Origin of the sequence: Exiguobacterium sp. SH1S21, from assembly GCF_004337175.1 — a bacterium.
Lineage (GTDB): Bacteria > Bacillota > Bacilli > Exiguobacteriales > Exiguobacteriaceae > Exiguobacterium > Exiguobacterium aurantiacum_A.
Window position 1 is genome coordinate 1 of the sequence record NZ_SJUY01000016.1, and the last position, 19,491, is coordinate 19,491.

The window sequence follows — 19,491 nt, forward strand, 5'->3', positions numbered from 1 at the left end:
CCGTCGACTTCCCCCCGAAGGGTTCCGTCGATTTCCTGCGCTCGACTTGCATGTATTAGGCACGCCGCCAGCGTTCGTCCTGAGCCAGGATCAAACTCTCCAAAGAATTTGATATAGCTCTTGAAAATGACGAAGCTTGCGCTTCAATCAAAACTTGTAAAACTTTTTTTGCCTCATCGTTCAGTTTTCAAAGTTCGTCTGTCGCACTTTGGCGACTTAAATATCTTAACAAGTTTTAACCAAATGGTCAATAACTTTTTTAAGATTTTTTTCCGTTCGCTCTCGGCGACGTCTATTAATATATCAATAAAACTTTAACTGCGCAATAGCTTTATTAAAAAAACTTTAAAAACAAGAAACATTCTTTGTTTTTTTATAGTCCGCGACGTTTCTCTCACCAGTTCCTTCATTATATAGTGAAAAAAAGACGAGACTTTCGCCTCGTCTCAAGTTCGTAAATTAGAAAGGGACACTTGTCGTCGCTTTGCTTCTTTTAGATAAAAAAAGTATAGTGCTTCAGCCTGCTTCACTTGGGCAGCCAGTTCACCAGTGTCTTCAACGCTCACTTCAAGCATGTGGCGCTTCGTTTCGTACTTCGCCTTCGCATCTAACAGTTCTCTTAGGAACCGTTGATCATAACTATCCCGCAAAGGTTTGCGAAACCACCTCATAGTTCTCGGCGACCTTCCATCGCCCGGGAGAGGGTTACTTCATCCGCATACTCTAAATCGCCCCCGACAGGAAGTCCGTGCGCCAGACGCGTCACTTTAATCCCGGTCGGTTTGAGCAGTCTCGATAGATACATCGACGTAGCTTCCCCTTCAATGTTCGGGTTGGTCGCCAAAATCACTTCACTGACCGCTTCGTTCTCTTGCAGACGCGTCAGCAAACTCGATACGTTAATATCTTCAGGTCCAATCCCTTCCATCGGGCTAATCGCCCCATGTAACACATGATACTTCCCTCGATATTCCCGCATCTTCTCCATTGCAATAACGTCTCGTGAATCTTGCACGACACAGATGATCGTTTCATCTCGGTGCGAATCTTTACAGATCGCACACGGATCGACGTCCGTAATATGTCCGCACACTGTACAGTATTTAATATCACGCTTCGCACTGACAAGCGCCTTGGCGAACGTCAATACATCGTCCTCTTCCATATCTAATACATGGAACGCTAGCCGGATGGCAGTTTTCGGACCAATTCCTGGCAACTTTGTAAAGCTTTCAATCAAGCGTCCGATTGCTTCAGGGTATTGCAACTCGCATCTTTCCTTTCTTCACTTAAAAACCTGGAAGGTTCATCCCTTGCGTAAAACGTCCCATCTTATCGTTGACGAGTTGGTCGGCTTGTTTCATGGCGTCATTGACAGCAGCTAAAACAAGGTCTTGCAACATATCGACGTCATCTGGGTCGACCGCTTCTTCCGCGATGATGATATCCATTACTTCTTTGTGGCCACTGACGATCACTTTGACCATCCCGCCTCCGGCTGTGCCTTCAACCGTCAAGTCTTTCAACTCTTCTTGCGCTTTCGCCATATCTTTTTGCATTTTCTGCATCTGCTTCATCATGTTATTCATATTTCCCATTCCACGCATATCGAGCGCCTCCTTTTAAACTTCTTCGATTTCAACGACATCCCCAAATCGTTCGACAGCTTGAACAATGAGCGGGTCTTCTTCGACCTTCTCTTCTTCTTTATGGTCTGAACGTTCGGATTGTTTACGAAGGATGAATTCGTTTTTTAACTCGACCCAATCGCTCTCGAGCACGGCCATGATTTCTCGACGGATCCCCGTCACTTCAAACAACGCTTGCTCGATCACATCGCGGGTCCGGCCGTTTGAACTGACCTGCTCGTAGTGCCATGTCATCCCATCTTTAAATTGTACCAGTAAGGTGTCACTTGCACAAAGGACAGCTTCACTCTCATAGAACAGCGCGAAAATCGGGCCGTCCACCGTACGGATGTTGACCATAATGTCTTCCCAACTATCACGGATTGCATTCAAATGCTGCCGCTCAGCCCGTTGCAACAACTGGCGGATCCGTTCTTTCGGAACACGAACTTGCGTCCGCTTCATCACTTTCGGCTTCTCGGCAGCGGCCTCTGTGACCGCTATCCCATTTTTCTTCACTTCATTTAACTCACGACTCAATTCACGTACTTGGTCTTGAAGTTGCTTCATTTGCTCGGTCATCGTTCGTCCTTGTTCAGCGATACGAATGAACGTCAGCTCGACCAGCACTTTCGGATGGTTGGATAAGCGCATTTGTTGCTGACACTCATTCAATTCTTCGATCACTTGAAACAGCTCGTCCGTCGAGGTCGTTTCCACGAATTGGCGGAACGTCTCGTTCGGACGGGCTCGCTCTAGTAAGTCTATCGCTTGCGGAGATGCTTTTAATAGAAGGGCATCACGGTGCACGAAAACGAGATCTTCGATAAACCGTTTTAAGTCCTTCCCTTCACGCAACATCGTCTCAAGCGTCTTCAGAATTTGATCGAGTTGTCTTTGTTGCAATCCATAGGCCATATCAAGGAGAGCGTCATCCGTAACCGCACCCGTCACTTCGAGCACTGCCTCTTCCGTCAAACGGCCGTCACTGAACGCAAGCGCTTGGTCAAGCAGGCTCAATGCATCACGCATCCCACCGTCAGCGGCACGGGCAATCAGTTTGAGCGCTTCCGGATCATAGTCGTAATCTTGGTCGTTCAAAATATAAGCCATTCGTGTCTGGAGTTGACCGACTTCATGCCGCTTCACATCGAAACGTTGGCAACGTGAGATGATGGTCGCCGGAATCTTATGGGGCTCAGTCGTCGCTAAAATGAAGATCGCATGGGGTGGGGGTTCTTCCAACGTTTTCAATAGTGCATTGAACGCCCCTGTCGAAAGCATATGCACTTCATCGATAATATACACTTTATAACGCGCTTGCGAAGGCGGATACTTGACCTTGTCTCGAATTTCGCGGATCTCATCGACCCCGTTGTTTGAAGCTGCATCGATTTCGAATACGTCCGGGCTCGTCCCTTCCGTAATCGCCACACAGGTTGGGCACGTATTACACGGTTCCCTCGTCGGCGCCGTTTCGCAGTTGATTGCCTTCGCGATAATCTTCGCGAGGCTCGTCTTCCCCGTACCTCGCGGACCAGAGAATAAATAAGCGTGTGACATCCGTTCTTCGAGTAACGCATTTTGAATCGTGCGTGTGATGTGTATTTGACCGACTACCTCTTGGAATGACTGCGGACGATAGACCCGATACAATGCTTGATACGCCATGTCCCTGCCTCCTTTCATCGTTTCATCTTTTATTTCATCATACAAAAAAATCTACAACCCTGGGGCCGTAGATTAAAGTTATTAAATAAATCTGCCGCGCACCGATTTCTGAAAGCACGTCAATGTGCGTTACTCATGCAGTTTGCTCGGCCCAAGCACCCCTGCGGCACACGGTACGTCACCACTTAAGGCTGCTTCCTTCCGGACCTGACCTGGTTCATGGGTGACCGTTGCGCAGGACTCAGACGTCAACGCCACTTACACGAGGACGGGCCACACCAATGCACTTCCTCGAATCGGAATTCAGTCTCGCTATAGCGGATTGCGAGTTACAGGGCACCGCTACCTCCCCGCCTAGCACGGCAAATGGGTAAATGAAGTTAAGCACTTCTTCGAGTGCTATTACATTATACTGTTTAATCAGATGTGTTGCAACCTCTCTGTTCAAGCCGAGCCTGCTTCTTCCGTTCTCGAAGGCCGCGGAAGAAGGTTGTTAGTAGCTCTCCACATTCTTCTGCTAAAACGTTTTCGGTCACTTCGGCTTGATGATTAAACCGATCGTCTTGAAGAAGGTTCATAAGTGTCCCGCAACATCCGCCTTTGGGATCGCGGGCACCAAACACGACACGCTTCACGCGCGAGAGGATGATCGCACCCGCGCACATCGGACAAGGCTCTAACGTCACGAACAGTTCACAGTCTTCAAGCCGCCAGTTACCGAGTACCGTATTCGCTGATTCAATCGCAATCATCTCGGCATGCGCCGCCGCCAATAAATCCGTTTCACGCCGGTTATAGCCGGTCGCGATCACGTCTTCTCCTTTAACGATGACACAACCGATCGGGACTTCCCCGATTGCTTCCGCCTTCTTTGCTTCGGCGATGGCGAGCCTCATAAATCGTTCATCTCGTTCCATATTAACACCCCGTTTCTTGTCACATAGTATGAAAAAAAATGAAAATCATTTCGCTCGCCCTATCTTCTTCATTGTGTGCTAGAATGGAACTTGCACTTTGGATAATGGAGGATGACATCATATGTTTATAACGGTAGAGGGACCGATTGGTGTCGGGAAAACGTCACTGGCCCATATCATCAGTCAGCACTTTTCAATGCAGATGCTGAATGAAATTGTAGAAGAAAACCCATTTCTCGGCAAGTTTTATGAAGATATCGAAGAATGGAGTTTCCAAACGGAAATGTTCTTCTTATGCAATCGATTCAAGCAATTAGACGATATCCACAAACACCACTTGAGCCAACAGCAATCCGTCGTTTCAGACTATCATATTTTTAAGAACTTGATTTTTGCCCACCGTTCGCTGAAACCAGCCCACTTGAACAAGTATGAGCAAATCTATAAGATTTTGACACATGATATGCCGAAACCCGATGTCGTCATCTACTTGCACGCCAGTATCGAGACGCTTATGAAACGCGTAGCGTTGCGTGGACGTGAAGTAGAAGAGAACATGTCTCGCGACTACCTCGAACAACTCGCCCGGGATTACGAAACGTTTGTCGAATCGTACCGTGCGACTCACCCCGAAGTGACGATTCTTTCGTTCAGCGGAGACGAACTTGATTTTGTCCAAAACCCGGACGATTTGACGCACGTTCTCACGACGATTGAACGCGAACTAGAATTGACTAAAGGAGCCCAACTAAAATGACGCTGAATGAAAAATATAACATTCCGAATGACACGATCATTACGATCGGTGGAATGGTCGGAATCGGTAAATCGACAATCACGAACTCGCTTGCCGACGCCCTCAATTTCCGCACTTCTCTCGAGAAAGTGGACACGAACCCATACCTCGATAAATTCTATCATGATTTTGAGCGTTGGAGCTTCCATCTTCAAATCTACTTCTTGGCAGAGCGGTTCAAAGAACAGAAGAAAATCTTCCAATACGGCGGCGGCTTCATTCAAGACCGTTCGATTTATGAAGATACAGGCATCTTCGCGAAGATGCACTATGAAAAAGGCACGATGTCGCCGACAGATTACGAGACGTACTCAAGCCTGTTCGAAGCGATGGTGCTTACGCCGTTCTTCCCGCACCCTGATCTACTGATCTATCTTGAAGGCTCATTCGACCAAGTGCTCGACCGCATTCAACTGCGTGGCCGTGAGATGGAACAACAAACACCGATCGCGTATTGGGAAGAAATGTACGCCCGCTACACGGAATGGATCAACAACTTCAACTTGTGCCCGGTACTTCGTCTATCAATTGAAGAATATGACTTGATTAACGATCCGGATTCAGTTGAACTCATTCTTGAAAAAATCGGGAAACAATTGACAGTCGCCCGTGAAGCAAAAGTAAGATAAAAAGATGATGCCCCGCTCAAAAGCGAGGCATCATCTTTTTTTACAGCTGGGCAATCGGGCGTTTTCGATGTGTCGGTGTTTTCCAAGCCTTCCGGTACCCGTCAATCGTATCAAACACAGCCGCCAGAATCGTGATGGCCACGACCAATCCGAACACCCACCCGAACGAGAACACGTCGTTCGGGACATTTAGTTCGACCCAGTCGATAAAGCGCGGGTCGAACAAGCGCGACGAACCCGCCATCCAAATGATAAAGGCGGCTGAGGCTACGTTATAGATCAAATTGAACGAGGCGAGTGCATACGTCCAACGTCCTTTCACCCATTTCCAAACACCGAGGACGACTTGAAGCAAAATGACGGCTAAGAACAACCAGACCACTTCAAACAAGAACGATTGATTAAAAATCGGGACAATCATCGAGAAACCTTCCCCTGTCGACTCATAAATCCCGAGAAACCGCTCGGCGTTCAAATACACCCCGAACCAAACCGCCGTAAAGAACAATCCAAATCCGGCATCCAATTTACTGATCCGTCCTCCGCGGTCCCGATCACGCAATGTGGACACATTCCAACTCATGTCAGGGGCGACCGCATCGCTCGGCGCGTAACGCTCAATCAAAAAGAAGACGAGCGTGATCCAAAAAACGAGTTGAATCCCAACGTCCCATAACGTGTCGAACAAATTCGTGAGAAAGATTCCGATTGTCGGCATGGCCGGTCCAGAGAATGTCGGGATGCTCGCCATGAGCAAACCGAAGAAGACTACAGCCATCACGATCGGGACGACGAGCTTGACCACATTGACATACATCGGGAAAAACTTAGGTCCAATCAAATACTGGCCGTCTTTATAACGCGCAGCAACGATGGCCGGATGCCCCATCTGTTCGAGCACGCGCTTCACTTCCGTCTCGGTCGGCTGATCCGGCAGCTTCGCTTCGATATCCTCCCTAATCGCAACGGCAGCTTCGTCTCTCCGCTTCGGCGGGACATGCCTGACCACTTCATCGACATACGCTTCAATCCAGTCCATGACGCTCCTCTCCTTTCTAACGCGCCACCAGTCTCTACCTTATTAAGATTCCCGATTCAAGCTGAGATTAGCCACTTTTCGCTGTTTCGCCATAAACAAAAAAAGCCGCAGACCGTAGTCTACGACAAAAAAAAAAAAACGCATCTGCCTGTGCAGACGCCTAAAAAGCGGAGTTGGTGGGATTCGAACCCACGCGAGCCTTACGACTCCTAACGGATTTCGAGTCCGTCCCCTTCAGCCGGGCTTGGGTACAACTCCAAGCTGAAAAAAGTGTAAAAAAAAAGAAAGTGGAAGAGGTGGTGGGATTCGAACCCACGCGGGCTGTTACACCCCTGACGGTTTTCAAGACCGTTCCCTTAAACCACTTGGGTACACCTCCACGATGTATGCAATTGTTGAGCCTCTAAATAAAAATGGAAGAGGTGGTGGGATTCGAACCCACGCGGGCTGTTACACCCCTGACGGTTTTCAAGACCGTTCCCTTAAACCACTTGGGTACACCTCCACGGCTCATATGCAGTTGACGAACAAACATCTCGCTCGACATGATTTATAGTACCAACTCAGCAAGCAGATGTCAAACCCTTTTGTAAAAAAACATTTAAAAAAAAGCCTATCCGGAATGATACGTTCGGATAGGCCATTCCTCGTTTAACGGGGAAGTTCAATTTTTTCAATTCCGCCCATGTATGGACGTAGCGCTTCTGGGATGACGACCGATCCATCGGCTTGTTGGAAGTTCTCTAAAATCGCGGCGACGGTCCGACCGACAGCAAGCCCTGAACCGTTGAGTGTATGCACGAACTCCGGTTTGGCATTCACATCACGACGGAAGCGGATCCCGGCACGACGCGCTTGGAAGTCCTCGAAGTTTGAGCAAGATGAGATCTCGCGATATACACCTTGAGCCGGCATCCATACTTCAATATCGTACTTCTTCGCTGCGGTGAAACCGAGGTCGGCTGTGCACATGCTGAGTACTTGATACGGAAGACCGAGGCGTTTCAATACTTCTTCCGCGTGTCCTGTCAACAACTCGAGTTGTTCGTAAGACTCTTCCGGTTTGACGAAGCGGACGAGCTCGACTTTGTTGAACTGATGCTGACGGATGAGACCGCGTGTGTCACGACCGGCAGATCCCGCTTCTGAACGGAAGCAAGCGCTGTAAGCTGTATACGTGATCGGCAAGTTCGCTTCAGCGATAATCTCGTCGCGGTGCATGTTCGTCACCGGTACTTCCGCTGTCGGGACGAGGAAGTAATTCGTGTCGGCCACTTTGAACGCATCTTCTTCAAATTTAGGCAACTGACCCGTCCCTGTCATCGCGTCACGGTTAACCATGTACGGCGGGAGCACTTCAGAATAGCCGTGCTCATCGGCATGCATATCCATCATGAAGTTGATCAACGCCCGTTCTAAGCGAGCACCTAATCCTTTATAGAAGACAAAACGGCTTCCCGTCACTTTACCGGCGCGTTCGACGTCGACAATTTTCAAGTCTTCCATCACGTCCCAATGCTGTTTCATCTCAAAATCGAACTCTGGCTTCGTTCCGACTTCGCGGATCGTGACGTTGTCGTCTTCTGTTTCACCGATCGGCGTTGATTCATGCGGGATGTTCGGGATGCTTAGGAGAATCATGTTCAACTCGGCTTCCACTTCACGTAATTCCTCGTCGAGCAACTTGATCTCATCACCAAGTCGGCGTGTTTCAAGGATCGGTGCTTCCGCGTCTTGCTTGTTGCGCTTGAGCTCAGCGATTTGTTTCGTCGCTTCATTTCGTTTTGCTTTCTTCACATCGACCTCGTTGATGAGGTCTCGGCGTTTCTCTTCTAACTCCGGAAAACGGTCGAGCGCACTCAAGTCTTCACCGCGTTGGGCGAGCTTGGTTTTAATCCCTTCAAAATCTTGACGTAATCGTTTGATGTCTAACATAACTAGTTCCTCCTTTTTTGCATAAAAAAGGTGGCACGCCCCTTTCCCGTAGGAAAGGGACGAACCACCTTGGATCCGCGTTGCCACCCTCGTTGCCTAAAACTAGGCCACTCGATGCACGTAACGTGTGCGTGACGTGACTTGTTTCCAAGTCAATGCTCCGAGGCCGATTCAGTTACGTCGTCCCACTAGTTTGCACCAACCACTAGCTCTCTGTAAGTAGATGACTGTAACGTACTTTTCCTCATCGTTGCATCTGTCATTGAATTAATTTTACTTTACAACATCTCGACTCTATCGACAAGACTCAGTTTTCCTAGGACGAGTCGAACCTCCTCTAAAAAGTCTGCGAAGGCCCGGCTCATCCGAGTCAAAAATGAAGCGGTCTCGACTGATTCGGCAGTCACAAGTGTTCCTGTCGGCGGACTCTCGCCGTCAAGATAGCGGACGCTCTCTGAAGGTTCAATCGTGACCGTCCCGACTTGTTGATCGACTGCGACCGGTGCTTTCGTGTCCGGAAGGTCATAGACTGGTTCAGGGACGGCTTGTCCTTTCTCGACGAGCACTTCGAATGCCGCTGTCGTCCGCACAGCTACCGTTTCAACTTCTCCCTCGGCGACGAATACATTCTCCGGCACGATTTCTCCGGTCCGTAAAATCGGTGTCATGACAAAGTCGCGATAAGCGAACTCATGAAGTGCTTTCGTCGCCTCATAGCGCCCGTTGTCCGTCTCGGCCCCAAGGACGACGGAGAGCACGGTCCGACCATCTCGTGTCGATACGCCGATGAAGCAATAACCGGCGTCATCTGTCGTGCCCGTCTTAAAACCGAGCATCCCTGGATACGCCAAATCGCGCCCTGAGAGCATCCGATTCGTCGCTTCGAATCTGACGCCGTCAATATCGACATACGCTCGCTTCGTCACGTCGAGCACATCCGGAAATTTCGTCAAGTAGGCGAGCGCGAGCCTCATCAAATCATTGGCTGACGTCAAGTTTTCTCCTGGACGCCCTGCTGATACAGAATCTAGTCCCGAAGCGTTCGCGAACGTCGTCTGGGTCATGCCGAGCTCGGTCGCCCGCTCGTTCATCTGTTGAACGAACGCGTCTTCCGACCCCGCCACCGCCTCGGACAGTGTCACCGCGGCCTCGTTCGCCGAGCGGATGAGCGCCACGTCATATAGTTCCTTGACTGTATACGGTTTATTGACGAGCGGGATGCGGGCGAGCCCTGGTTTACGCGTCAAGGCTAATGCCGCTTCACTAGGCGTCACTTCTTCGTTCCAACTCAGTTCTCCTGACTCGACTGCCTCCCGAACGAGGAAAGTGGTCATCAGCTTTGTGATCGACGCCGGTGGGAGCATCGCATCTTCATCTTTCGAAAAAAGAACCTGCCCGGTCGTCATATCGACGAGCATCGCACCGCTAGCTTCGACTTTAGGCGCTGCTGAAGCGTTCATCGGGGAAACAATCGTTATAAGGACAGCGCATATGAGCACCGAAACAATCCATTTATCTTTCACAGTCTTACCCCTTTCTGTACGTGTCTCGTTACAGTGTAGCAGAAAAAGACCCCCTATTTACAGGGAGTCTTCGACTCATGCGAGTTGATGCTTCGTCGCCTCGACGATTTCTAAGAAATAGCGGTGCATCGACAAGTCATCCGTCAGTTCTGGATGGAACGAACAGGCAACGTATTTGTCGTAGCGTACTGCAACGATCGCTTCTTCGACCTCGGCGAGGACTTCGACGTTAGCGTCAACCGCTGCTACTTGCGGGGCCCGGATGAACACCGCTTCAACCGCGTCATCGATTCCTTTGACCGGTAAATCGACCTCGAAACTGTCGACTTGACGTCCGAACGCGTTGCGCTTGACGGTCATCGGGATTTTGCGAAGGTGGGCATCATACCCTTCCACTTCGGTCGCGAGTAAAATCAGTCCGGCACATGTGCCGAACATCGGCAACGATGTGTTCGCACGAAGCGGTTCGAGCAGGTCATAGCGGTCGAGCAGACGACGCATCGCCGTGCTCTCCCCGCCTGGCAAGACGAGTCCGTCGATGCGGTCCAAGTCTTCGACCGAACGGACGACGAGCGTATCTGCACCGAGCGCCTCGAGCATGCGGACGTGTTCACGAATCGCACCTTGCATTCCGAGTACACCGATCGTCGTCATCTTACCAACCTCGCGGCGCCATGAGCTCTTCTGGTTTGAGCGTGCGAACGTCGAGTCCTTTCATCGCTTCGCCAAGACCTTTTGACAAGTGAGCGATTCGCTCGTAGTCGTCATGGTATGTCGTCGCTTCAACGATGGCACGGGCAAATTTCTCTGGGTTCTCTGCTTTAAAGATACCTGATCCGACGAAGACGCCGTCCGCACCGAGGTGCATCATGAGTGCCGCGTCTGCCGGCGTCGCGATACCACCTGCTGCGAAGTTGACGACCGGAAGACGGCCCGCTTCACGAATTTGCATGAGCACTTCGAACGGGGCACCAAGGTCGCGCGCTTCTGTCATCACTTCATCGATGCTCATTGAAAGCAAGCGTTTCACTTGTGCTTGGACAGTACGCATGTGACGAACCGCTTCGACGATGTTTCCTGTCCCTGGCTCACCTTTTGTCCGGATCATCGCTGCACCTTCACCGATGCGGCGTGAAGCTTCTCCGAGGTCACGCGCTCCGCAGACGAACGGCGCATTGTAATCACGCTTGTAAAGATGGAACTCTTCATCGGCCGGTGTCAACACTTCGCTCTCGTCGATGAAATCGACCCCCATCGATTCAAGGACACGGGCTTCGGCGATATGTCCGATGCGGCATTTCGCCATGACCGGTACAGATACCGCTCCCATGACATCTTCGATGATTGTCGGGTCTGCCATCCGGGCGACGCCACCCATTTTACGAATGTCTGATGGTACGCGTTCGAGCGCCATGACTGCCACGGCTCCTGCCGCTTCAGCAATCTTCGCCTGTTCAGCGTTGATGACGTCCATGATGACGCCACCTTTTTGCATTTCGGCCATTCCACGTTTGACTTTATCTGTCCCTACTTGTCTCTTTTCCATATAAATCGCCTCCATTAAGCTAGTCTACTTGCAAGTATAGATTGATTTGACTATATTGAAAGTGCCAGTTTTATATTTTTTAAAGTGGTCAGTTTGAATAGAAGGGTTCATGCTCGTTTCCTCGAATCTTATTACGTATAAGGGAGGAATGTTTTATGGACCAATGGAACCCGCGAGATCAAGCGGAAAACCGTTCCTTTTACGGGAAGCCTGGACTGATTTCGTTCATTCTCGTCATCGGATTCGTGCTCTATGTTTTCTTCGGCTGACAGAAGAGAGGACAACTTATGGATATGCTCACATTCTCGCTCGAGCCCGAATCGAGCACCCCGCTTTATGAACAGCTCTATTTACACATCCGGCAAGCGATCGTCGACGATACGCTCATGACCGGAACGAAACTGCCGTCAAAACGGAAGCTCGGCCAATTTTTGGACGTCTCGCAAACGACGGTCGAGCTCGCTTACGCCCAGCTACTTGCTGAAGGATATATCGAGTCGCTGCCACGGAAAGGGTTTTACGTCTTGCCGCAAGAAGAGCTATACGTCAGGCGTGGCACCAGCACGATCGAACCGCTTCCGACGAAAAAAACATACTCGTTCGACTTATACCCGAGTCAGATTGATACGACCGCATTCCCGTTCGAACGTTGGCGCCGTCACTTGAAACAAGTCGTCGCCGAGGAGAATCATGAACTGCTCGCACTCGGGTCGGTGCAAGGCGACCTCGTACTCCGCCAAGAAATCGCCACGTACTTGTATCACTCCCGTGGCGTTCATTGTTCGCCCGAGCAGATCATCGTCGGTTCTGGGACCGAGCAATTGTTGCCTCAACTGCTCGACTTACTCACCGACGCGACGACGTTCGGGATTGAAGACCCGGGCTATCCGCTAACGCGACAGCTGTTCGAACATCAAAATCGAAGCTATGTCCCGCTCCCTGTCGACGACAGCGGGGTCCTTGTCGATCGACTCGAGGCAGAGGCAATCGATGCGGTTTATGTGACCCCGGCCCATCAGTTCCCGACCGGTACGATCCTGTCCGTCAGCCGTCGCCAGCGCCTCCTCAACTGGGCGTCCGAGCGGCAAACATACATCATTGAAGATGATTACGATAGCGAGTTTCGTTACAGCGGCAAACCGATTCCTTCGTTGCAAAGCATGGATCAAAACGAACGTGTCGTTTATTTGAGCACGTTTTCGAAGTCGCTCATGCCTTCGCTCCGTATCGGTTACATGGTGCTTCCGCCCCCACTGCTAAACCGCTATCGGGAACGGTATCGCCATTTCACCTGCAGCGTGCCGCGTTTCGAGCAACATGCGCTAACCGAGTTTATGGCGAGCGGCGATTTCGAGAAACATTTGAACCGGATGCGCAAAACGTACCGCCGCAAACTCGAGACCGTGATCACGGCGTTCAAACCATACGAGCCGCTCGTCACAATCACTGGCGCCAGCGCTGGTCTCCACATCGTCCTCTCGGTCGATACAGCACAAACTAGCGAGCAATTGAAGCAACTCGCTGAACAGTCAGGCATTCGTATCAAGGCGATGGCCGACTATCGTATCAATTCACGCGACACGAGACCGCAACTGCTGTTTGGTTTCGCCGCCCTGCCTGAAGCGACGTTACAAACGGCGATTGACCAGTTGATGGCCTGTTGGAATATCGGGAAGGGAGGGCCATATGGGAAAACCTCGCGATGAAACAATGATCAGACGCTCACGCTACGTCATCGGCATCGTCTGTTTGTTGATCGGTAGCCTCTTTTTGACCGAGTCATGGTGGAAAGACCGTGTCGCCACCTCGAACAGCAAACGTGTGACTGAAGCGATTCAACTCCAACAGCCGGATCGGGGCGAATTCGACTTCGAAACGGTCGAACCGTTATCGTGGGACGACTTGTTAAACGTGCGCAATCGATTTCATGATTTGCCGACAATCGGCATGATCACGATTCCAGATATCGATTTAGAATTACCAATTTTGTACGGTCTCGACAATGAGAATTTGGCGGTCGGGGCTGGTACGATGCGCGCTTCCCAACAGATGGGGCGTGGGAATTACGCACTAGCCGGTCATTACACCCAAAGTCCGACAGCCTTGTTCGGACCGCTCCATACGCTCAAGACGGGAACGATGATTTACGTGACCGATTTGACGAACACGTATCAATACCGGACGGAGGCACTCGAGACCGTTCCCCCGACACGGGTCGATGTGCTGGACGAGACGACAGATGCGACCATTACCTTGATCACGTGCACGTTCGATGCGACGGAACGATTAATCGTCAAGGGAGAGCTCGTGCAGACAACACCTTATAAGTCTAACTGAGCGTTCTTCCACACGAAGGACGTTTTATTGTTTTTCAAAAAACATATTGTGAGCGCTTACATAATCAGCTAAACTATTTCTGGAACCGTTTGCACAAAATTGACAATCCGTTGCCCTGTAGACGACCTATTTTACGAAAGAGGTGCTCTCATGAAGAAGAACAATACGGCACGACGTACGACGACATTACTCTTATCTTCTGTCCTGCTCATTCAAGCCGGTGTCCCGGTGAACGTCTTGGCCGAACCGACGACGGTGGCAGTCGATGGGAATAAAACCGATTGGACAGACGTCTCGGCGCTGGCGTCATCGGCAGATGTTGGTTGGCAAGGCTTCGATCTCGGCAATCTTTATCTTCAAAATGACAAAACGAACCTGTACTTCTATGTCGATGCGTTCAACGTCCCGAACTGGGGCGACAACGGCCAATACATAAACATCGCCCTCCAAGTGAACGATGAAGATTCTGGCGTCGCCACTAACCCACTCGGTTACCCGTTCAACTTTAGTCAAACAGACAAAAAACCACAGTATCACATCTTACTTCGTGTCGATGGGGACAAGTCTGTCAAAGAAGCCGCGCTCTATGAAGCTGGGAAGACGACCCCGCTCGCGAACTTGGCAAACTTGAACGGTGCTTCGTTCGCCCTCGACCGGACGACAGGATTCGAAGGAAAAATCCCGTTGTCGCTGCTCGGTTTGAAAAATGACGACACGGTCCGTGCTCTCACCGTCCTCAGCGGAAATAATGCCGGTGAACACGGTGCGTTCGATACGATTCCGAGCAACGGATCTAACAAACTAGCCGACAGCTGGAACGTCTCGGCCAACCCGTCGACTCAATCTGTGTACAGCCCTGCCTATACGCTCAGCGGCGTCGAGACGGTGACGCAGCTTGAAGTAACGAACGTCGACCCGTCGAATCAGTCTGAAGATGCCGACGTATCTGCTCCCATCACCTGGACGTTCAATGAACCGGTGACGTTAGACGCCTCAAATGTCAGCTTGATGAGCGGAGAAACGACCGTCCCGTTCACTGCCGAAGCAAACGGTTCGACCGTGACGGTCACGCCGACGAGCAAACTCGGACTCGGTCAAACATACACGGCCACATTGCCAGCCGGGGCCGTCAAAGGTAATCTATCGACCACGACGCTACCTGCACTGACGACTTCGTTCAAGACCGTCACGGAGCTGGCTGATCCATGGAAAACGCAGCGGTATATCGAAATGCTGTATGTCCGCGCCGATCAAGACTATACCGATTGGAACTTGTGGACGTGGAGCACCGGGGCAAAAGATGGACAAGTGGATCCCTACAAAATTACGGAAGACGGCGCCATTTTCCGGATTCCGGTCGGGAAAGATGCGACGAACGTCGGATTTGTCATCCGTAAAGGAACCGATTGGGCAGTCAAGGACGCCTACGGTGAAGACCGTTACGTGAAACTCGGAAATGATCGTGTCACGAAAGTCGTCGTCGCGAGCGGCCAAGGCGCCTTCCATCAAGTACCAACCATTCAAGGACCGGTGTTCGAGGACGGGACCGTCACGTTCTTCTATCGGGACAAAGACTTGTACGAGGCAGGACAGCTCGATCAACTCGACCGTGTCGCCTTAAACGTGAATGGCGTGACCTATCCGATGACGTATGAAGACAAGAACGAATGGTACCGTCATACCGTCCGTCTTCCGGAAGGGACGCATGACTATACGTTCCTCGTCACGAAAAACGGCGTCACGACCGAAGTGACGGATCCCTATTTTGAAGCGTCAACCGTCGAATACCGTCGTCCGGCCGTCAAACTCACGTCTTCGATCGCACCGAAAGCGATCAGTTCGCGGGAGAATGCCGTCGTTCACGTCAAACCGACGCTACCAGAAGGCGTGACGCTTCGCGAACTCTATATCGATGCCCGCCCGCTTGGTGGACCGGCTAAACTTTCAATCGATCCGGCGCTCAATAAACAGACGATTGCAGTCAAAGATACGGTCAAGCCAGGCAACAAAACTTTGACGATCACGGCCGTGGATCAATATGGCAACGTCCATAAAACGACGGCTTCCGTAAACGTCCGACCGGTCACGATGAAAGACAAGCAAGCGTTTGACTGGGACGAAGCCCGGATCTACTTCATGTTGACAGACCGTTTTTATGACGGCGACAAGACAAACAATAATCCGAACGGTGAATATTATGACCAAGATCATCTCGAGTCGTATCACGGCGGCGATTTCGCCGGGATCACGAAAAAACTCGACTATCTCGACAAGCTCGGGATCAACACGATTTGGATCACCCCAATCGTCGATAATATCGATTGGGATCTCCGCTACGGTAAAGATGGCTCTCAATACGGCTATCACGGTTACTGGGCCAAAAACTTCGAGAAACTTGATGAACATCTCGGAGACATGCAGGCGTTCCATCGCCTGATCGATGCGGCCCACGCACGCGGCATCAAGATCATGGTCGACGTCGTCTTGAACCACCCAGGCTACGGAATGGAACCAGGCGCCGACAGCACAGGGGCGACGAATTTCCCTACGAACAAGGAACGTGATGCCTTTAAAGACATGATTCGTGACACGCCTGTCGACGGGGACGATTTGAAAATGTCGCTCTCCGGCCTTCCTGACTTTAAGACAGAGGAAGCTGCCGTCCGTGAACAACTCGTCAAATGGCAGACTGACTGGATCAAGCGTTCGAAGACGAAACAAGGGAATACGATCGATTACTTCCGTGTTGATACGGTCAAGCACGTTGACTCGACGACGTGGAAGTCGTTTAAGAATGAACTGACCGCGCTCAAGCCAGACTTTAAAATGATTGGTGAGCATTACGGGGCGAGTGTGAACAACACAGGCGGCTATCTCCGGAGCGGCCAGATGGATTCGTTGCTTGATTTCGACTTCAAGTACCAAGCAGAAAATTTCATCAACGGGAACATTGATGGGGTCGAGAGTGCTCTTCAATACCGGAACACCCAACTCTCGAACGAAGCGACACTCGGCCAGTTCCTCAGCAGCCACGATGAAGATGGCTTCCTCATCTCTCGTGCTGGCGGCGATGAAGGTAAGCATATGGTCGCAGCCTCGCTCCAAATGACGGCGAAAGGGCAACCGGTCATCTACTATGGAGAAGAGATCGGTCAATCTGGGAAACATGCCTTAGACATGGACAAAGGCGAGTTTAACGAAAACCGTTATGACTTTGACTGGAAACGGGTGAACGGTGAAGGCAAAGACATGCACGCCCACTATCAAAAGTTGCTCAACATTCGCGCAGACTATTCAAAAGTGTTCAGCAAAGGAACACGTTCGGTCGTTGCCGGCGGTTCGAGCACCGGTTACTCGATTTTTGAACGGACATACGGAAAAGAGTCTGTCCTCGTCGGATTGAACACGAAAGAGTCGGTTCAAACGGCAACATTCCAAACAAAACATAAGCAGAACACAGTACTCGTCGACCGCTACAGCGGGCGGACGTACGTTGTCAAACGCGATGGCAAGGTGACCGTAAACCTACCAGCGCAAGATCAAGGCGGCACGGTAATCCTCGTCACGAAGCCTAAAAAATAATCAGCAAAAAGCCGTTGTCCCTTTTCAGGAGACAACGGCTTATTTGTTAACGTGAATAGTTTGGTGCTTCCTTTGTGATGTGGACATCGTGTGGGTGGCTTTCTTGCAGGCCGGCTCCAGTCATTCGAATGAACTGCGTATCTTCTCGCAATGCTCGAATGTCGGCAGCGCCGCAATAGCCCATTCCCGAACGAAGGCCACCAATGAGTTGATACACCGTGTCGGCCAGCTCGCCTCGGTAAGCGACGCGTCCTTCAATTCCTTCTGGAACGAATTTTTTATCCGCTTCTTGGAAGTAACGGTCTTGACTGCCTCGCTTCATCGAAGCTTCCGATCCCATACCGCGATACGTCTTAAACTGACGACCTTGATAGATCTCCATCTCTCCTGGGCTCTCTTTTACACCGGCGAGCAGGCTGCCGAGCATGACAGCGCTTGCGCCAGCAGCGATTGCCTTGACGATGTCGCCCGAGTACTTGATTCCACCGTCAGCGATGACCGTGACACCGTGCTCCCGCGCTTCTGTCACGCAGTCATAGACTGCCGTGATTTGAGGGACACCGACTCCGGCAACAACCCGTGTCGTACAAATCGAACCCGGACCGATTCCGACTTTAATGACTGAAGCGCCGGCCTCGATCAAAGCACGTGTCGCTTCTGCCGTCGCCACGTTACCAGCGATGATTGGAAGTGTCGGGAACAAATCACGCAGTTCTTTCACTTTCTCGATGACACCAGCCGAGTGGCCGTGTGCTGTATCGACAACGAGCGCATCCACGCCTGCATCGACAAGGATTTGAGCACGCGAAGCAGCGTCTTTTGTTACCCCGACAGCTGCCGCCACAAGAAGACGCCCTTGTTTGTCTTTCGCAGCGTGAGGGAATTGCTCAACTTTCTCGATATCTTTCGTCGTGATCAAGCCCTTTAAAACGCCGGCATCGTCGACGAGTGGTAACTTCTCGATGCGGTGTTGGTGCAGAATTCGCTCTGCTTCTTCAAGAGAAGTTCCGACTTTGGCAGTGACAAGATTTTCTGTCGTCATGACGTCTTCGATCACAGTCGAATAGTCTCTGATGAAGCGAAGGTCACGGTTAGTCAAAATACCGATCAATTTCCGTTCTTGTTCAGAATTGACGATGGGGACACCGGAAATGCGGTATTTACTCATTAAATACTCGGCATCATAAATTTGGCGCTCTGGCGTCAAATAAAATGGATTCGTAATGACTCCGTTCTCCGAACGTTTTACACGGTCGACATGCTCTGCTTGCATTTCCATCGACATGTTTTTGTGGATGACGCCAAGACCACCTTGACGCGCCATGGCGATCGCCATCGGTGCTTCCGTCACTGTGTCCATACCAGCGCTGATGACCGGAATGTTTAACTCGAGCCCTTCACATAGCTTCGTACTCAGATTTACATCTCTTGGCAAGACATTTGAAAACCGCGGTACGAGTAAGACATCATCAAACGTTAATCCTTCTTTTGCAAACTTGTTTTCCCACATAAAAATCGATTGCCCCTTTCTCTATCGGACCCGAATCTTTGTTTCGAAATATTTCTGTAATGGTAACAGGTATAGCTCGAAAGTGCAATTCAATTCACGATGTTCAGAAAGTTCAGAATTGTGTTCATTCCTGTTGAATCCTTCTCAAATCATTCGGAAATTGTCCACGTTACCGGAAAGACAAGCAAATAATAATCGGTTTTAGAAATAGAAAAAGACGACCAAGCGTGTGCTTGGTCGTCCTTCATATGGCCTGGCAACGTCCTATCCTCACAGGGGGAGACCCCCAACTACTTTCGGCGCTGAAGCGCTTAACTTCCGTGTTCGGCATGGGAACGGGTGTGGCCGCTTCGCTATCGCCACCAGACAAGGGATTGT

General features: G+C 50.7%; 16 protein-coding genes, 3 tRNA genes, 2 rRNA genes, 1 other RNA gene and 1 other annotated feature. Of the genes, 5 read left to right on the top strand and 17 right to left on the bottom strand.

All coding sequences use genetic code 11. The features are described 5' to 3' along the window. From EVJ24_RS14675 to tadA, 7 genes are all read right to left on the bottom strand, one after another. Positions 1 to 106: ribosomal RNA gene (locus tag EVJ24_RS14675) — 16S ribosomal RNA — on the bottom strand; the annotation flags it as partial. 340 nt (positions 107 to 446) lie between these two features. Further along, positions 447 to 650, bottom strand: a complete 204-nt coding sequence (locus tag EVJ24_RS14680; RefSeq protein WP_236633568.1) for a YaaL family protein — start codon at positions 648 to 650, stop codon at positions 447 to 449. Between the two features lie 17 nt (positions 651 to 667). After that, positions 668 to 1,267, bottom strand: coding sequence for a recombination mediator RecR (recR, locus tag EVJ24_RS14685; protein WP_070329500.1), 600 nt, complete (start codon positions 1,265 to 1,267; stop codon positions 668 to 670). A 22-nt stretch (positions 1,268 to 1,289) separates the two neighbouring features. Further along, positions 1,290 to 1,607, bottom strand: a complete 318-nt coding sequence (locus tag EVJ24_RS14690; protein WP_035386845.1) for a YbaB/EbfC family nucleoid-associated protein — start codon at positions 1,605 to 1,607, stop codon at positions 1,290 to 1,292. Positions 1,608 to 1,622: 15 nt separating this feature from the next. After that, on the bottom strand, positions 1,623 to 3,299 hold the full coding sequence (gene dnaX, locus EVJ24_RS14695) for a DNA polymerase III subunit gamma/tau (RefSeq protein ID WP_131441744.1): 1,677 nt from the start codon (positions 3,297 to 3,299) through the stop codon (positions 1,623 to 1,625). 94 nt (positions 3,300 to 3,393) lie between these two features. Next, positions 3,394 to 3,662: signal recognition particle sRNA large type (gene ffs / locus EVJ24_RS14700), an RNA gene on the bottom strand. A 53-nt stretch (positions 3,663 to 3,715) separates the two neighbouring features. Further along, positions 3,716 to 4,216, bottom strand: coding sequence for a tRNA adenosine(34) deaminase TadA (tadA, locus tag EVJ24_RS14705; RefSeq protein WP_131441745.1), 501 nt, complete (start codon positions 4,214 to 4,216; stop codon positions 3,716 to 3,718). A 121-nt stretch (positions 4,217 to 4,337) separates the two neighbouring features. Between tadA and EVJ24_RS14710 the strand changes: the two genes are divergently transcribed. Next, positions 4,338 to 4,973 (top strand): deoxynucleoside kinase, encoded by a 636-nt coding sequence (locus EVJ24_RS14710; protein WP_131441746.1) that lies wholly within the window; start codon positions 4,338 to 4,340, stop codon positions 4,971 to 4,973. Beyond that, a complete protein-coding gene (locus EVJ24_RS14715) occupies positions 4,970 to 5,641 on the top strand; it encodes a deoxynucleoside kinase (protein WP_131441747.1) in 672 nt (223 codons plus the stop codon). The genes EVJ24_RS14710 and EVJ24_RS14715 overlap by 4 nt, the downstream gene beginning before the upstream one ends. Before the next feature lie 40 nt (positions 5,642 to 5,681). On the opposite strand, the gene EVJ24_RS14720 is transcribed toward EVJ24_RS14715, so the two are convergent. The 8 genes from EVJ24_RS14720 to pdxS all read right to left on the bottom strand — a co-directional run bounded on the left by EVJ24_RS14720 (position 5,682) and on the right by pdxS (position 11,684). Beyond that, the gene (locus tag EVJ24_RS14720; RefSeq protein ID WP_131441748.1) at positions 5,682 to 6,680 is read right to left on the bottom strand and encodes a hypothetical protein; all 999 of its coding nucleotides are present in this window, start codon (positions 6,678 to 6,680) and stop codon (positions 5,682 to 5,684) included. Positions 6,681 to 6,848: 168 nt separating this feature from the next. Next, positions 6,849 to 6,938: transfer RNA gene (locus EVJ24_RS14725), tRNA-Ser, on the bottom strand. A 30-nt stretch (positions 6,939 to 6,968) separates the two neighbouring features. Beyond that, a tRNA-Ser gene (locus tag EVJ24_RS14730) sits at positions 6,969 to 7,059 on the bottom strand. A 35-nt stretch (positions 7,060 to 7,094) separates the two neighbouring features. Then, positions 7,095 to 7,185 (bottom strand) — tRNA-Ser (locus tag EVJ24_RS14735). Positions 7,186 to 7,331: 146 nt separating this feature from the next. After that, complete coding sequence (gene serS / locus EVJ24_RS14740; RefSeq protein WP_070329504.1) at positions 7,332 to 8,615, bottom strand: serine--tRNA ligase; 1,284 nt, start codon at positions 8,613 to 8,615, stop codon at positions 7,332 to 7,334. Between the two features lie 52 nt (positions 8,616 to 8,667). Next, positions 8,668 to 8,875, bottom strand: a binding site (T-box leader). 18 nt (positions 8,876 to 8,893) lie between these two features. Continuing rightward, positions 8,894 to 10,138, bottom strand: coding sequence for a D-alanyl-D-alanine carboxypeptidase family protein (locus EVJ24_RS14745; protein ID WP_236637682.1), 1,245 nt, complete (start codon positions 10,136 to 10,138; stop codon positions 8,894 to 8,896). A 75-nt stretch (positions 10,139 to 10,213) separates the two neighbouring features. Further along, the gene (gene pdxT / locus EVJ24_RS14750) at positions 10,214 to 10,792 is read right to left on the bottom strand and encodes a pyridoxal 5'-phosphate synthase glutaminase subunit PdxT (RefSeq protein ID WP_131441749.1); all 579 of its coding nucleotides are present in this window, start codon (positions 10,790 to 10,792) and stop codon (positions 10,214 to 10,216) included. A 1-nt stretch (position 10,793) separates the two neighbouring features. Next, the gene (gene pdxS, locus EVJ24_RS14755; RefSeq protein ID WP_070329506.1) at positions 10,794 to 11,684 is read right to left on the bottom strand and encodes a pyridoxal 5'-phosphate synthase lyase subunit PdxS; all 891 of its coding nucleotides are present in this window, start codon (positions 11,682 to 11,684) and stop codon (positions 10,794 to 10,796) included. A gap of 287 nt (positions 11,685 to 11,971) precedes the next feature. On the opposite strand from pdxS, the gene pdxR reads away from it, so the two are divergent. The 3 genes from pdxR to EVJ24_RS14770 all read left to right on the top strand — a co-directional run bounded on the left by pdxR (position 11,972) and on the right by EVJ24_RS14770 (position 17,603). After that, positions 11,972 to 13,390 (top strand): MocR-like pyridoxine biosynthesis transcription factor PdxR, encoded by a 1,419-nt coding sequence (gene pdxR / locus EVJ24_RS14760; protein ID WP_131441750.1) that lies wholly within the window; start codon positions 11,972 to 11,974, stop codon positions 13,388 to 13,390. 4 nt (positions 13,391 to 13,394) lie between these two features. Continuing rightward, on the top strand, positions 13,395 to 14,021 hold the full coding sequence (locus EVJ24_RS14765) for a class A sortase (RefSeq protein WP_236637683.1): 627 nt from the start codon (positions 13,395 to 13,397) through the stop codon (positions 14,019 to 14,021). 150 nt (positions 14,022 to 14,171) lie between these two features. Further along, positions 14,172 to 17,603 (top strand): alpha-amylase family glycosyl hydrolase, encoded by a 3,432-nt coding sequence (locus EVJ24_RS14770; protein ID WP_131441752.1) that lies wholly within the window; start codon positions 14,172 to 14,174, stop codon positions 17,601 to 17,603. A gap of 46 nt (positions 17,604 to 17,649) precedes the next feature. Here EVJ24_RS14770 and guaB read toward each other — a convergent pair whose 3' ends face one another. Together guaB and rrf are read right to left on the bottom strand one after the other, a co-directional pair. Then, positions 17,650 to 19,113: an IMP dehydrogenase gene (gene guaB / locus EVJ24_RS14775; protein WP_131441753.1), complete on the bottom strand. Its 1,464-nt coding sequence runs from the start codon at positions 19,111 to 19,113 to the stop codon at positions 17,650 to 17,652. Between the two features lie 251 nt (positions 19,114 to 19,364). Continuing rightward, a 5S ribosomal RNA gene (gene rrf, locus EVJ24_RS14780) occupies positions 19,365 to 19,480 on the bottom strand. Positions 19,481 to 19,491 lie beyond the last annotated feature (11 nt).